This is a genomic window from Novosphingobium sp. MMS21-SN21R, assembly GCF_031846015.1.
GTDB lineage: Bacteria > Pseudomonadota > Alphaproteobacteria > Sphingomonadales > Sphingomonadaceae > Novosphingobium.
The window spans coordinates 1,543,531-1,557,655 of record NZ_JAVRDU010000001.1 but is presented as its reverse complement, the minus strand read 5'-3'; the positions used below and the strand labels follow the sequence as shown (position 1 = coordinate 1,557,655).

Annotated in this window: 16 protein-coding genes; 10 read left to right on the top strand and 6 right to left on the bottom strand. The window is 62.4% G+C overall.

All coding sequences use genetic code 11. The features are described 5' to 3' along the window. Positions 1 to 33: 33 nt before the first annotated feature. Together rpoD and RM192_RS07525 are read left to right on the top strand one after the other, a co-directional pair. Positions 34 to 2,037: an RNA polymerase sigma factor RpoD gene (rpoD, locus tag RM192_RS07530; protein ID WP_311506924.1), complete on the top strand. Its 2,004-nt coding sequence runs from the start codon at positions 34 to 36 to the stop codon at positions 2,035 to 2,037. A 7-nt stretch (positions 2,038 to 2,044) separates the two neighbouring features. Then, entirely contained in the window at positions 2,045 to 2,869 is an 825-nt protein-coding gene (locus RM192_RS07525; RefSeq protein WP_311506923.1) for an FkbM family methyltransferase, read from the top strand. A gap of 3 nt (positions 2,870 to 2,872) precedes the next feature. Here RM192_RS07525 and RM192_RS07520 read toward each other — a convergent pair whose 3' ends face one another. Both RM192_RS07520 and RM192_RS07515 read right to left on the bottom strand, forming a co-directional pair. Beyond that, complete coding sequence (locus tag RM192_RS07520; protein WP_311506922.1) at positions 2,873 to 3,328, bottom strand: DUF3237 domain-containing protein; 456 nt, start codon at positions 3,326 to 3,328, stop codon at positions 2,873 to 2,875. After that, complete coding sequence (locus RM192_RS07515) at positions 3,325 to 4,617, bottom strand: flavin-dependent oxidoreductase (RefSeq protein ID WP_311506921.1); 1,293 nt, start codon at positions 4,615 to 4,617, stop codon at positions 3,325 to 3,327. The genes RM192_RS07520 and RM192_RS07515 overlap by 4 nt, the downstream gene beginning before the upstream one ends. Positions 4,618 to 4,861: 244 nt before the next feature. Here RM192_RS07515 and rpiB point away from each other — a divergent pair, with 244 nt between their 5' ends. From rpiB to RM192_RS07490, 5 genes are read left to right on the top strand one after another with little or no spacing between them, the layout of a single operon-like run. Next, positions 4,862 to 5,299, top strand: a complete 438-nt coding sequence (gene rpiB / locus RM192_RS07510; RefSeq protein ID WP_311506920.1) for a ribose 5-phosphate isomerase B — start codon at positions 4,862 to 4,864, stop codon at positions 5,297 to 5,299. Positions 5,300 to 5,313: 14 nt separating this feature from the next. Beyond that, positions 5,314 to 6,624 (top strand): serine hydroxymethyltransferase, encoded by a 1,311-nt coding sequence (gene glyA / locus RM192_RS07505; protein WP_311506919.1) that lies wholly within the window; start codon positions 5,314 to 5,316, stop codon positions 6,622 to 6,624. Between the two features lie 4 nt (positions 6,625 to 6,628). After that, complete coding sequence (locus RM192_RS07500) at positions 6,629 to 6,835, top strand: hypothetical protein (RefSeq protein WP_311506918.1); 207 nt, start codon at positions 6,629 to 6,631, stop codon at positions 6,833 to 6,835. Positions 6,836 to 6,843: 8 nt separating this feature from the next. Further along, positions 6,844 to 7,320 carry a transcriptional regulator NrdR gene (gene nrdR, locus RM192_RS07495; protein WP_311506917.1) on the top strand — a complete coding sequence of 159 codons (477 nt, stop codon included), beginning with the start codon at positions 6,844 to 6,846 and terminating at the stop codon, positions 7,318 to 7,320. Beyond that, positions 7,317 to 8,069: an RNA methyltransferase gene (locus RM192_RS07490; RefSeq protein ID WP_311506916.1), complete on the top strand. Its 753-nt coding sequence runs from the start codon at positions 7,317 to 7,319 to the stop codon at positions 8,067 to 8,069. The genes nrdR and RM192_RS07490 overlap by 4 nt, the downstream gene beginning before the upstream one ends. Here RM192_RS07490 and RM192_RS07485 read toward each other — a convergent pair. Then, positions 8,066 to 8,356 carry a chorismate mutase gene (locus tag RM192_RS07485; RefSeq protein WP_311506915.1) on the bottom strand — a complete coding sequence of 97 codons (291 nt, stop codon included), beginning with the start codon at positions 8,354 to 8,356 and terminating at the stop codon, positions 8,066 to 8,068. The genes RM192_RS07490 and RM192_RS07485 overlap by 4 nt on opposite strands. A gap of 206 nt (positions 8,357 to 8,562) precedes the next feature. Between RM192_RS07485 and rpsD the strand changes: the two genes are divergently transcribed. Together rpsD and RM192_RS07475 are read left to right on the top strand one after the other, a co-directional pair. Then, positions 8,563 to 9,177, top strand: coding sequence for a 30S ribosomal protein S4 (gene rpsD, locus RM192_RS07480; RefSeq protein WP_311506914.1), 615 nt, complete (start codon positions 8,563 to 8,565; stop codon positions 9,175 to 9,177). Positions 9,178 to 9,320: 143 nt separating this feature from the next. Next, positions 9,321 to 9,518, top strand: a complete 198-nt coding sequence (locus RM192_RS07475) for a hypothetical protein (protein WP_311506913.1) — start codon at positions 9,321 to 9,323, stop codon at positions 9,516 to 9,518. On the opposite strand, the gene tgt is transcribed toward RM192_RS07475, so the two are convergent. Then, positions 9,515 to 10,639 carry a tRNA guanosine(34) transglycosylase Tgt gene (tgt, locus tag RM192_RS07470; protein ID WP_311506912.1) on the bottom strand — a complete coding sequence of 375 codons (1,125 nt, stop codon included), beginning with the start codon at positions 10,637 to 10,639 and terminating at the stop codon, positions 9,515 to 9,517. The genes RM192_RS07475 and tgt overlap by 4 nt on opposite strands. A gap of 60 nt (positions 10,640 to 10,699) precedes the next feature. Here tgt and RM192_RS07465 point away from each other — a divergent pair, with 60 nt between their 5' ends. After that, positions 10,700 to 11,470 (top strand): TSUP family transporter, encoded by a 771-nt coding sequence (locus RM192_RS07465; protein ID WP_311506911.1) that lies wholly within the window; start codon positions 10,700 to 10,702, stop codon positions 11,468 to 11,470. 355 nt (positions 11,471 to 11,825) lie between these two features. Here RM192_RS07465 and RM192_RS07460 read toward each other — a convergent pair whose 3' ends face one another. Both RM192_RS07460 and queA read right to left on the bottom strand, forming a co-directional pair. Continuing rightward, entirely contained in the window at positions 11,826 to 13,016 is a 1,191-nt protein-coding gene (locus tag RM192_RS07460; RefSeq protein WP_311506910.1) for a cytochrome P450, read from the bottom strand. 64 nt (positions 13,017 to 13,080) lie between these two features. Further along, positions 13,081 to 14,109, bottom strand: a complete 1,029-nt coding sequence (gene queA / locus RM192_RS07455) for a tRNA preQ1(34) S-adenosylmethionine ribosyltransferase-isomerase QueA (RefSeq protein WP_311506909.1) — start codon at positions 14,107 to 14,109, stop codon at positions 13,081 to 13,083. Positions 14,110 to 14,125 lie beyond the last annotated feature (16 nt).

The window sequence follows — 14,125 nt, the reverse complement described above, 5'->3', positions numbered from 1 at the left end:
AGGCCCGGCTCTAATTTGGTGGTACCGGGTTAAATGGCTTCGAACGACAAGACCGATAGCGGCGACGCTCCGCTGATTGATCTCAATGATGCTTCGGTACGGAAGCTGATCGCCCGCGCCAAGCGCAGGGGCATCATCACCGTTGACGAACTGAACGAAGCGCTCCCGCAAGACCAGATGTCTGCCGACCAGATCGAAGACGTCATGGCAGCGATTTCGGAGATGGGCGTCAACATCGTCGAGAGCGACGAAGATGCCGTCGATCCCGAGGACAAGGACGCAGACGAGGCCGATGAGGCCGAAACCGGCATGGACGACCGCCCGGTCGTCGAAAAGCGCAAGGAAACGATCGAGCGTACCGACGATCCGGTGCGCATGTACTTGCGCGAGATGGGCGCGGTCGAACTGCTCAGTCGCGAAGGCGAAATCGCCATCGCCAAGCGCATCGAAGCGGGCCGCGACACGATGATCATGGGGCTTTGCGAAAGCCCGATCACCTTCCACGCGATCATTCAGTGGTCCGAAGCGCTCAACGCCGGTGAAATGCAGCTGCGCGAGATTCTCGATCTCGACGCCATGCTTTCGAAGGAGCCTGCGCCCGAAGCCCTCACCGAAGACGGTGAAGAAGCCGGTGAGCCTGAAATCAGCGAAGCCACCGCAGGCCCGACCTTCAAGGAAGAAGAAGAGCCTGAGGAAGAGCCTGCCGAGGACGAGGACGACGAACTGCGCGAACGCCGCGCCCGTCCCGCCGAGGAAGAGGAAGAGGACAACACCCTCAGCCTCGCGCAGATGGAAGCGCAGCTCAAGCCTGCTGCGCTGGAGCGCTTCGCCGAAATCACCGCGCTGTTCCGTGCGTTCGAGAAGATCCAGGCCGAACGCCTTGATGCTTTGGGCCTTGGCAACGACTTTCCGGCAGCGCGCGAGGCGCAGTACCAGAAGCTGCGCGAAGACCTGACGGCACAAGTCGAATCGGTGCAATTCCACGCATCGAAGATCGAATATCTTGTCGACAATCTCTACGCCTTCAACCGCCGCCTGACCGCGCTTGGCGGCCAGATGCTGCGTCTGGCAGAGCGTCACAAGGTCCCGCGCAAGGACTTCCTCGACATGTATGTCGGGCGCGAGCTTGACGATGGCTGGCTGCAAAGCCTTGCCGGGCGCGACAAGAAGTGGGCAGCCTTTGCCGCCAACGAACTCGACCCGGTCGAACGCATCCGCGCCGAGATTTCGGACATCGCTTCGGCCACCGGCATGTCGCTCGGTGAATTCCGCCGCATCGTCAACATGGTGCAAAAGGGCGAGCGTGAAGCGCGCATCGCCAAGAAGGAAATGGTCGAGGCCAACCTCCGCCTCGTGATTTCCATCGCCAAGAAGTACACCAACCGCGGTCTGCAGTTCCTGGATCTCATTCAGGAAGGCAACATCGGCTTGATGAAGGCGGTCGACAAATTCGAGTACCGCCGCGGCTACAAGTTCAGCACTTATGCCACGTGGTGGATCAGGCAGGCGATCACGCGTTCCATCGCGGATCAGGCACGCACGATCCGCATCCCGGTCCACATGATCGAAACGATCAACAAGCTGGTTCGCACCAGCCGCCAGTTCCTGCACGAGCAGGGCCGCGAACCGACTCCGGAAGAAATGGCCGAGCGTCTGTCGATGCCGCTCGAAAAGGTCCGCAAGGTGATGAAGATCGCCAAGGAGCCGATCTCTCTCGAAACGCCGATTGGCGACGAGGAAGATTCGCATCTCGGTGATTTCATCGAGGACAAGAACGCGATCATCCCGGTGGATGCGGCGATTCAGGCCAATCTCAAGGAAACGGTTACCCGCGTCCTTGCCAGCCTGACCCCGCGCGAAGAACGCGTGCTGCGCATGCGCTTCGGCATCGGCATGAACACCGATCATACGCTCGAAGAAGTCGGCCAGCAGTTCTCGGTGACCCGCGAACGCATCCGTCAGATCGAAGCCAAGGCGCTGCGCAAGCTCAAGCACCCGAGCCGCAGCCGCAAGATGCGCTCGTTCCTCGATCAGTAAGCGTCCGATGAACGATCAGGCGAACACCCCCGGACCGGCTTTGATCCGGGGGTATCGTCCCGAAGCCTTGTTGCTTCGCTTGGCCCGGCGGCAGTTGCGGGATCTGCAGACGCATTTGCCTGTGCTGCGCTCCGCCAAGGCTGCCGCCTACAATGCAGCAACGCGGCATCTCGGGTTGTTCGCCGATCGCGAATTCCGTCTACTTGCCCGACTCGCCCCCGTTGGCCTGGCAATCGACATCGGCGGCAACTGGGGCCAGAGCGTCCACGCACTGAAGCGCTATGCCCGTCCGGCGCGCATCGTCACGATCGAACCGATCCCGGCGCTCGCCCGCCGCCTCGAAGCGAAATTCGCGGGCGATAGCAGCGTCGAAGTCCTCGACATCGCGCTTGGCCCTGCTCGCGGTCGCCAATTGCTGCACATCCCGAAATACCGAAATTACAGCTACGACGGACTTGCATCGCTGGATCACGGCGCGGCAGCGGGCTGGCTGACGCCGGAACGGATGGCCCGTTTCGATCCTGGCCTGATGCAGATCGAAAGCTGCGAAGTGGCCATCGAACCACTGGATTCGCTGAGTCTGTCTCCAGACGTCATCAAGATTGACGTTCAGGGCTTTGAAGCACAGGTGCTGATGGGTGGCATCGAAACCATCCGGCGAAGCCAGCCTGTAATCATCGTCGAGCGCCCTAGCGACGCTTTCGTCCACATTCTCGGAAAGCTCGGCCTGAAGCCCTACGGCTGGGGCGGAAAACATCTGATAAGCGGCGACCTCACGCGCAAGAACACGATGTTTTTAAGCGATAGGCACTACCAGCTGCTGCACGGCTGACAGTTATAATACCTTCCACACCGACAGCTTGACCATGTTGCCCACTTTGCCCCCGCTCGCCAGAAACAGCGTGCGGTTGACCCAAGCGTAAGCGGGGTGACCTGAAGCAAGACGGATTGCGGTGCGCATGTAGTATTGCTCAGGCGGAACCTGCTCACCCCCTGCGATCCTGGCGTGAACCTCGGGCGAGGCGTGGCGAATCCCTTGGCTGACGATCTCGATTACCGCACCGTCATCGGTCTCGATCGCGTAGCGCGCATCGAGATCGGCGATCCCGCCTGAAAGGACAGTCTGCCAGTCGGCACCGACATTCAGCACGCGCCCGGACAGCAGCGGGCCGCTGGCTGTCCCTCCCACGATGGGGATAATCCGCCGCGTCCCGTCAGGGCACTCGCCCATTTCATGCGGACGCGAAAGTTCGACGATCAGGTCTGTCGCATGTTCCAATACAACGGTCATGCGGGCACTTTCGCCACGCGGGCGCCTTCGGGAATGGTGCGGGGGGCACTGTTCAACCTATCCTTGGCGAAGCCTGCCGCTTGTTGATAGGCCAGCATGAAGGCACTGCGCTCGTCTGCCGGAATTACATCGTCGATGTTGTCGAACCGGCCGCCGCATCGCTCGTCCACCATGTTGAGCAGGCCGAACGGCCCTGCGCCGCGATTGCGCATGGCCACTTGCCCGATCGGTCCGCACAATTCGGTATCGAACGCGGCAAGCGCATCGGCAGTTACCCCGTGATCCAGCATAATCCGCCCGATCACGCGCGCGTCGACGATCGCTTGCGACGCGCCGTTCGATCCAGTCGGATACATCGGGTGCGCTGCATCGCCCATCAGAGCAACCGGGCCGTCAACCCATGTCGGCAACGGATCGCGATCGATCATGGGGTTTTCATAGGCTATGTCCGAGCCCTTGAGCAGCGCAGGCAGATCCAGCCAGTCATAGATGAACCCGTCGAACTCACCGGCGAACTCGCTCAAGGCCACGGGCCGGAACCAACCGGACTTCGACCAGTCATGATCGGTGTCAAAGGTCTGTTCGGCGATCCAGTTGATGTCGCACCTGCCGTCTTCGTCGGGCTGCGAAATCGGATAGATCACCACGCGGTGGCGGCTCGTCCCAAGGCCTACGAACGACGATCCGGTGCGGATCGGTACGCCCTTGGCAGTGCCGCGCCACATGATCGTGCCGCCCCAGTGAATGGGGGGCTGGCCGGGATGCATCTGCCCGCGAACAGCCGAATGTATGCCGTCCGCTCCAATCAGCAATGTGCCCGAAAATTCGGCGCTCGTGCCGTCAGCCTTTTCGGCAAGTGCGGTGACAGTGCCATCCACTTCCTTGCGATAGCCGGTGACCTTGTGCCCCAGCTTGACCGCGTCAGAGCCAAGCCGATCAACGACCGTGCGATGGAGCAAGAGGTGAAACTCGCCGCGATGCACGGCGTACTGGTGCCAGGTATAGCCAGCGAGCTTTCCACGTGGCTCGGAATAGATTTCCTTGCCGTTCAGTCCGACCAAGGCCCATTCGCTTGCGGGAATACCCACCGCGTCAAGTTCAGCCTCACCGATACCGAGATCTTCCAGTTCGCGCACGGCATTGGGCTGCAGATTGATGCCAACTCCCAAGGGTTTCAATTCGCGCACGCCCTCGAGAACCGTGCAGGACACGCCGATCTGGTGAAGCGTAAGCGCCAGCGTCAAGCCGCCGATGCCGCCTCCGGCAATTAGTACATGTTCCTGCGGCATCTTCACCCGTCCCCGTTGTCTGCTTGCTCACGGAGCCCCAGCCCGCGAAAGCCCGCGCCGTCTACCTTCACCCGCAGTCTCGCGCAATCCGGGAGCGCCCCTGCGACTATCACAGCTGTTACAATTCCTGTCCGGATCACCCTAACGGGCAGCCCCACAGGCGCGATTTGCGGTGGCTTGTTGCGATGTGACAGCTTATGGGGCCGCCAACGATTCCCGTATAACCGCAATCGAAACGGATCCCATGCGTATCGCCATTGCTTCCGATCACGCCGCTGTCGACCTCAAGGCGACCTTGCGCGAGTATCTGATCGAGCAGGGCCACGAGGTCGCCGACCTTGGTCCTGAAACCGCCGACCGGGTCGATTACCCGGATTTCGGCTACAAGCTTGCCTCGGTTGTTGCCGATGGCACCGCCGAATTTGGCGTGGCGCTGTGCGGCTCCGGTATCGGCATTTCCATCGCGGTCAACCGCGATCCCGCCTGCCGCTGCGCACTTGTTTCCGAGCCGCTCTCTGCAGAACTTGCCCGCGAGCACAACAATGCCAACGTGATCGCCATGGGCGCCCGCCTGACCGGCGAAGACATGGCCAAGGCCTGCCTCGACGCATTTCTTTCGACTGAATTCGGCGGAGGCCGCCACGCAGGCCGCGTCGAAAAGCTTTCCAATCCTGTTTTCTGAAGGAGCCCCATACGATGACCACTGCAACCGCAGCGCCGGAAATCCGCAAGGCCGGCTTCTTCACGCAGCATCTGGAACAGTCGGATGCCGAAGTCTTCGCGGCAATCCGTGGGGAACTGAACCGCCAGCAGACCAAGATCGAACTGATCGCGTCGGAAAACATCACCAGCCTCGCCGTGCTCGAAGCGACGGGCTCGGTCTTTACCAACAAGTACGCTGAAGGCTATCCGGGCAAGCGCTATTACGGCGGCTGCGAATATGCCGACGTGGTCGAGACGCTGGCGATTGAGCGCGCCAAGCAACTGTTCGGCTGCAACTTCGCCAACGTCCAGCCCAATTCGGGCAGTCAGATGAACCAGGCCGTGTTCCTTGCGCTGTTGCAGCCGGGCGACAGCTTCATGGGTCTCGACCTCAACTCGGGCGGCCACCTGACGCACGGCAGCCCCGTCAACATGAGCGGCAAGTGGTTCAAGCCGATCCCTTACGGCGTGCGTGCCGACGATCACCAGATCGACATGGACGAAGTTGCCCGCCTTGCTCGCGAGCACAAACCCAAGCTGATCATCGCAGGCGGCACCGCCTATTCGCGCACGTGGGATTGGGCTGCTTTCCGCGCCATCGCTGACGAAATCGGCGCATGGCTGCTGGTCGACATGTCGCACATCTCGGGCCTCGTTGCCGGCGGTGCGCATCCCTCGCCGATCCCGCATGCCCATGTGGTCACCACGACCACGCACAAGTCACTTCGAGGCCCGCGCTCGGGCGTGATCCTCACCAATGACGAGGATCTGGCCAAGAAGTTCAACATGGCCGTCTTCCCCGGCATGCAGGGTGGCCCGCTGGTCCACGTGATCGCGGCCAAGGCGGTCGCTTTTGGCGAAGCGCTGCGCCCCGAATTCAAGGCCTATGCTCACCAGATCGTCGCCAATGCCAAGGCGCTGGCCGAGAGCATCACCGAAGCCGGCCTCGGCATCGTTTCGGGCGGGACTGACAATCACCTCATGCTGGTCGATCTCACTGCAAAGGACGTGACCGGCAAGGCAGCGGAAAAGGGCCTCGATCGCGCCTGGCTGACCTGCAACAAGAACGGCGTGCCGTTCGACAAGCGCTCGCCGTTTGTCACCTCGGGCATCCGCCTCGGCACGCCTGCCGGCACGACGCGCGGTTTCCGCGAGGACGAATTCCGGGCAATCGGCAAGCTGATCGTCGAAGTGGTCGATGGCCTTGCGCGCAATGGCGAAGAGGGCGATGGTCAGGTGGAACAGCGAGTGCGCGACCGCGTTGCGGATCTGTGTGCACGTTTCCCCATCTACCCGGAGCTTTGATTCCATGGACGACAACAACGATCTCGCCACCCGCGCCAAAGACGAATTCTCCGCCATGGCCAAGCAGGGCATGTCGCACCCTTCGACCAAGCCTGTGCTGACGGGCGCTGCAATCGGCGCGGTTGCGGGCGCGCTTCTTCCGGTCGTGTCACTCCCGCTCGGTCTGGCAGTAGGCGCAGGCTTTGCGTTCTGGCAGCGGATCAAGCGCTGACCTGAGCGATGCGTTGCCCGTTCTGCGCCCATGACAACAGCCAGGTAAAGGACAGCCGGCCGAGCGAGGATAACACCTCGATCCGCCGGCGCCGGCAATGCGAGGGCTGCGGTGCGCGCTTCACCACGTTCGAGCGTGTGCAACTGCGCGAAGTGCTCGTAGTCAAAAGCGGTGAACGGCGCGAACCGTTCGATCGCTCGAAGATCGAGCAGTCCGTTTCGCTCGCATGCCGCAAGCGTCCAGTTGCGCAGGAGCGGCTGGATCAGCTTGTCTCGGGCATTCAGCGCCAGATCGAAACGATGGGCGATGCCGAAGTGCCGTCCAAGGCGATTGGCGAGATGGTGATGGAAGGCCTCCGCCAGCTCGATTCCGTCGCCTACATCCGCTTCGCCAGCGTCTACCGGGATTTCGCCGAAGCGCGCGATTTCGAGGAATTCGCCAGCAGCGTTCAGGAAGTCAGCGGACTCGGGGCCGACGACCGGTGAGCGACGCTAAAAATCGCCAGCCGGTAATCGTGCTGGTGCGCCCCCAACTGGGCGAAAACATCGGTAAGGCCGCCCGCGCCATGCTCAACTTCGGCCTCACCGAATTGCGGCTTGTTTCTCCGCGCGACGGCTGGCCCAATCCGTCGGCTGGCCCCGCGGCAGCGGGCGCCGATGTGGTGCTGGAAAAAGCACAGGTGTTCGAGACGCTGGCTAACGCTGTGTCCGACTGCGCGCACGTTTATGCCACCACTGTGCGCAAGCGCGGCGTCTCCAAGCCCGTGGTGACGCCTGAACAGGCCGCCTCGGCCATCAAGACCGCGTCTGGCCGCAGCGCCTTTGTGTTCGGGCCTGAACGTTCAGGTCTTGAAACCGAGGACGTGGCGCTGGCCCGTGCCATCGTCACGGTCCCGATCAATCCGGAGTTCGGCTCACTGAACCTCGCGCAAGCGGTGATCCTGTGTGCCTACGAATGGTCGAAGCATGCCGCCGATCTGGTTCAACCGACGGTCGAGGATATCCTCCCTCCCGCCCCGCAGGAGGAGTTTGACGGCATGTTCGACCAGCTTTGCGCCATGCTCGAACCTCGCGGCTACTTCGAACCCGAAGCCCGCGCCGCCACGACCAAGCGCACGCTGCGCTCGGTCCTGACCAAGCCCGGCTGGAATCATCTGGAAGTGCGCACCTTGCGCGGCGTGCTCAGCGTGTTGCGCCGCAGACCCGGTTCGAAGCCCGGAGATCCCCGCGATTAGAGGCGAAACGTCTGATCGCGCATCGCCAGCGATGCCTCGGCCAATCGGTCCCAGAAATCCGCCACAAGCCCCACGGGCACACCAAGTTCAAAGGCCTGTGTCCGGATCGCGGAAATGCCCTTGCGCCGCTCTGCTTCGTCCTCCCAGCCCCCTGCACCCAAGGTGCGCGCCAAGGCGAAGCGCTGGGACAGAAGCAGCAGAATTTGCCGGTCGATCGCCTCCACACCGCTGGAAGCGGAGTCCAGCGGAGCGCTGTGTTCAGGACGAGGCGGCCTCTCGTGCATCATTTTCAACAGCACCCTATATTCCGCCGCCTGTCTATGCCCGCTGCCCTTGACAATGGATTAAATGTCTGTTCTTGGCCGCGCTTCGCAATTGGCCTCGCACTCCCGGTGAAGCGGTGGCCGCATTCTGCATATCGGCAGAATGGTGCGGTTCCGGGACTTGAAGCATCGGCGCAGTTGCCGGTGCGTTGCAAATTGAAGGATAGCGCATGTCCAAGCGCAAGTCATCGAAGTACAAAATTGATCGCCGCCTTGGCGAAAACATCTGGGGCCGTCCCAAGTCGTCGGTGAACCGTCGCTCGTATGGTCCCGGCCAGCACGGCCAGCGCCGCAAGAGCAAGGTCTCGGACTTCGGCATCCAGCTCCGCGCCAAGCAGAAGCTCAAGGGCTACTACGGCGATGTGACCGAGAAGCAGTTCAAGCGCACCTATCAGGAAGCGTCGAAGATGAAGGGCGATACCGGTCAGAACCTGATCGGCCTGCTCGAACAGCGCCTCGACATGGTCGTGTACCGCGCCAAGTTCGCGCCTACCGTGTTCTCGGCTCGCCAGATCGTTTCGCACGGCCACATCTACGTCAACGGCGTGAAGTGCAACATCGCCTCGCGCCGCGTTCGCCCGGGTGACGTGATCAGCCTCGGCAAGAAGGCCAAGGAAATGGCCCTCATCGCCGAAGCGCAGACCCTGCCTGAGCGTGAAGTTCCTGACTACGTGGCCACTGCCGATGGCGACAAGGTCACCTTCACCCGCGTGCCTACGCTCGATGAAGTGCCTTACCCGGTCAAGATGGAACCGAATCTGGTCGTCGAGTTCTACTCGCGCTGATTTACGGTCCTTTCGGAACACGAGAAGGCGGGGCGCAAGCTCCGCCTTTTTCGCATTTGTGACCGCCGCGTTGTATTTTGTTTTTGCAGCATAAATTTGAAGTTTGACGGGGAACTTACGAGCGCGGTGACCATTGCACTGGCATGTCGCACTTTCGCTACGTCACTCCGCACCGCACCGGCAAATGGTATCCCGATCTGCTCACTGCCCAGCGTCAGGCATTCGCCATCGGCGCCGGATTCCTCGAGGAGCGCACGGGCATGTTCTACGCTTACAAGGACACGCGCCTTGAGGTTGGCCAGCCGGGCTTCGAGAACGACCCCGAAGGCATCGCCGCCTAGCGCGCGAAGTAGTCTCGCCGGAAATCTGCTGCAAAGCCTGCGAACCGCCCTTCGGCGATCGCCGCGCGCATACCCGCCATCAACTGCTGGTAGAACCACAGGTTGTGCTCGGTCAGCAGCATGGCACCGAGCATTTCGCCCGACTTGTGAAGGTGATGCAGATAGGCGCGGCTGTACTTGGTGCAGACAGGGCACGGGCAGCGTTCGTCCAGCGGACCCATGTCCTCGGCGTGGCGCGCATTGCGCATGTTGAGTGGCCCGTTCCAGGTAAACGCCTGCCCATTGCGGCCCGAGCGCGTCGGCAGCACGCAATCGAACATATCGACCCCGCGCTCGACCGCTCCCACCAGATCGTCAGGCTTGCCGACGCCCATCAGGTAGCGCGGCCGGTCGGCCGGTAACTGCTGCGGCGCGAAATCGAGCGTGGCAAACATCGCCTCCTGCCCCTCGCCGACCGCCAGCCCGCCGATGGCATAGCCGTCAAACCCGACGTCGATCAGGGCATCGGCACTCGTCTTGCGCAGGCCCTCGTCCAGTGCGCCCTGCTGGATGCCGAACAGCGCCGAGCGTTCGGCCTGCTCGCCCCCTGCATCGAACGCATCACGGCTGCGCTTTGCCCAGCGCATCGACATTTCCATCGACCTGGCAATCACTTCGCGCGGCTGATCGGCGCGCGGGCATTCGTCGAAGCACATCACGATATCCGACCCCAGCAACCGCTGGATCTCCATCGAACGTTCGGGGCTTAGCAGGTGCCGCGATCCATCGAGATGGCTTGCGAACGTCACGCCTTCCTCGGTTATCTTGCGCAAGTCCGACAGGCTCATCACCTGATAGCCACCGCTGTCGGTCAGGATCGGGCGGTCCCAGCCCATGAACTTGTGAAGGCCCCCCAATCGCGCCACGCGCTCTGCGCCGGGGCGCAACATCAGGTGATAGGTATTGCCGAGAATGATGTCCGCGCCCGCTGCACGCACGTCCTCGACCTTCATCGCCTTGACCGTGGCCGCGGTACCCACCGGCATGAACGCGGGCGTACGGATATCACCGCGCAACATGCGGATCGTGCCGGTGCGGGCCTTGCCATCGGTGGCGTGGATATCGAATGCAAAACGGGTCATCGGAAGCGTGCTCGGCAAAAAGAGTTTGCGGCCCTTAAGCCTATTCGCCAAGGCGCGCAAATGCTTGACCCTGCACAACTCGATCTGTGGCTTTACCCCGCGCTGACACTGGTCGCGGTGCTGACCGGGTTCATCGATGCGGTTGCTGGCGGCGGCGGGCTGGTGATGATGCCTGTGCTGCTGTCAACCAGCCTGCCTCCGCACGTCGTACTCGGCACCAACAAGATCCAGTCGATGTGCGGCACCGCGATGGCAACATGGCGCTATCACCGCGCCGGGCTGTTCAGCTTCCGCCAAAGCGCGCCGACCGCGCTCATCGTGTTCATCGGCGCCATGCTCGGCTCGCTCGCGATCCAGCGGCTCAGCGCCGATGTGCTCAAGCTGATTGTGCCAGCGCTGCTGATCGCTGTCGCGCTCTACACGGTGTTCTCACCCAACATGAGCGACGCCGACCGCCACGGCCATCTGAGCGAGCGCGGCTATATGCCGGTCGGTGCCGGTGTCGCGTTCTATGACGGGTTCTTCGGCCCCGGCGCAGGCCAGTTCTTCGCCACCACGCTGGTCGGCCTGCGCGGCCTCGGCCTCACCCGCGCGACCGGGCTGACCAAATATCTCAACGTCACCAGCAACCTTGCCAGCGTCATCGTCTTCACCATCGGCGGACAGGCGATGTGGGTGCTCGGCCTGTGCATGGGCGCAGGCGCGATGACCGGTGCGTGGATCGGATCGCACTACGCCACCAAGTTCGGCGCGAAAGTGATCCGGCCCTTGCTGGTCGTCGTCAGCATCGGCCTGACAGTGCGATTGGTGTGGGGCTGGTTCTCGGCCTGAAGCGATCTGCCGAAGGGCGCTTTCGGTGAACAGTGCAATAACAGTTGTCGCCTCGATACTCGTCGGTTACGCTAATAATAATGACCAAGTTATTCAACTTCAGCGCAACACTCGTGCTTATAGCGCTGTTTTACCTCGCCATGACCGTTACTCCACCAGAACCCACCCGTTTTGCCGTCGCAAAACTGGGAGTCCTGATCCTGGGGCCAGCACTACTTTGGAACATCTGGCGATCCCGGCGACCCGGGTCGGATGACTTTCGATATAGGTTGGCCTTCGGCTTTCTGGCCGTAATCGTGGTCTTGATCGTCATTTCCAGTCTTGTGGACATTGCCCACACGCTTCCTCAAAGTCACTAGGCGTCCCACACCAACGGGATCGCGGTACACGCCCCCACGTTGCCGCCCTTCATCCGCACTGGCTGCGACGGGTCGAGCGTGAACTTGGGCATCTGCGAAAGCCATTCGCGCAGGAACACGATCACTTCCATGCGCGCCAGTCCCGCGCCGACGCAGCGATGCGCGCCCACGCCCATGGTCGTGTGCCGGATCGGGGTCAGATCGCGGCCGAAATTCACGGCATCGGGCGCATCGAAACTCGCCGGGTCGAGGTTGTGCAAGACGCTCGGCAGATAGACCAGATCGCCCTTGCGGATCGTCACCCCGTCAATCTCGACATCGGCAACGGCATTGCGACTGACGCCAACCGTCGGGTAGCGCCGCATCAGTTCGTCGGCGGCCGCCGGGATCAGGTCCGGATTTTCACGCAGCAACCGCTGGTCTTCGGGATGCCGTGCCAGATGGAGCGCGACCATGCCGAACATCGCCGCCACCGTATCCAGTCCGCCGAACAGCAAGTTGCGGCACATCCGCCGCGCCTCGTCCTCTGTCCAGGCACGGCCCATCACGGGCTCGGACAGAATGCGGCTGAACAGGTCGTCCCCCGGCTCCGCCATACGCTTCTGAATGAACGGCCAGAGGTAATCATCGGCAGCCTGCATCAGCCCCTCGACCGTCATCGAACCATCGGGGCGAGTCAATTGCACACCCAGTTCGCGCAGGCGCGGACGGTCCTCCAGCGGCACATCGATCAGCGTCAGAAAGATGTTGAGCGGCACGACCTCGGCAAATTCAGCGACGAAATCGCAGTGCCCCTTGGGGCGCAAGCCGTCGATCAATTCGCGTGAAATCTCGACGACCTTGGGTTCGAGCGCGACAACGAAGCGCGAGGCCATGCCCTTCATCACCGCCATGCGGAAGGCCTTGTGCTCTGCCCCGTCCTGCTGGAGCGGAATGAACTGCATCACCTCGCCCAGCCCCGGCGTCACCGCCAGGCACTCGCTGGACAGGCGCTCGGCATCGCCCCACAGTTCGCGGACGACATCGCCGCGCGCAGCGATCCAGTGTCCGCCGTTGGCCGTGCTCCACACCAGCCCCGGCCCATCAAGCAGCGCCTTCCACGCCGCGAAAAAGTCGTCCTCGACGCCGGGCGGATTGAACAGATCGAAATCCACGACCCGATCGGCCGGTACGTGCGCGGGAACCATGCGCTTTCCTCTCGCTATGCTTTGCGAGGAAGCTAGCGGCGAGGCCCCTGCCCGATACTGCGCTTTATGGCAGGAGCAGGCTCGAATCGCCGTAGGAATAGAACCGGTAGCCCTGCGCAATTGCATGTGCATAGACCGCCTGCATGCGCTCCAACCCCATCAGCGCGCTGACCAGCATGAACAGCGTCGACTTGGGTAGGTGAAAGTTGGTCATCAGTCCGTCGATGGCGCGGAAGGTGTAGCCCGGCGTGATGAAGATCGACGTGTCGCCCTCAAACGCACGGATCACTCTGTCCTCGCCGGTGGCGCTTTCCAGAAGGCGAAGCGAGGTGGTGCCGACCGCGATAACACGGTTTCCGCCTGCGCGTACCGCGTTGAGCCGATCTGCCGTGGCGGCATCGATCGTCCCACACTCCGCGTGCATGGCATGGTCGTCGGTATCGTCGGCCTTGACCGGCAGGAAGGTGCCCGCGCCGACATGCAGCGTCAGCGTTTCGGTCTTCACGCCGCGGGCAGCCAGCGCTTCTAGAAGTTCTGGCGTGAAATGCAGCGCTGCAGTCGGTGCCGCCACCGCGCCGTCCTTTGCCGCAAACATCGTCTGGTAGTCGCTGCGGTCCTGCTCGTCGGTCGGGCGTTTGCCCGCGATGTAAGGCGGCAGCGGCATTCGCCCTGCCCGCTCCAGCAACACCTCAACCGGCTCTTCACCCGGAAAGAACAGTGTCCAGCTGCCATCGGCATGGCGCGTTTCCGCCTGTGCCGAAACGCCTGCTCCAAATTCGATCACATCGCCGTCCCGCAGACGCTTTGCATTGCGCACGAACGCCTGCCAGCGGCGCAAGTCGATACGCTTGTGCAGCGTCGCCCCGATCCGCGCGTCGCCGCGCATGCCGTCAAGCTGCGCTGGGATCACCCGCGTGTCGTTGAACACCAGCACGTCGCCGGGATTCAGCAGCGATGGCAAATCGCTCACGATCAGGTCACGGAAAGGACCTTCTGCATCCACGCTGAGCAGCCGCGCCGAATCGCGCGGCTTGGTGGGCCGAAGGGCAATGTTTTCAGTCGGCAGTTCGAAGTCGAAGATATCAACGCGCATCGGCGCGCCCTAGCCG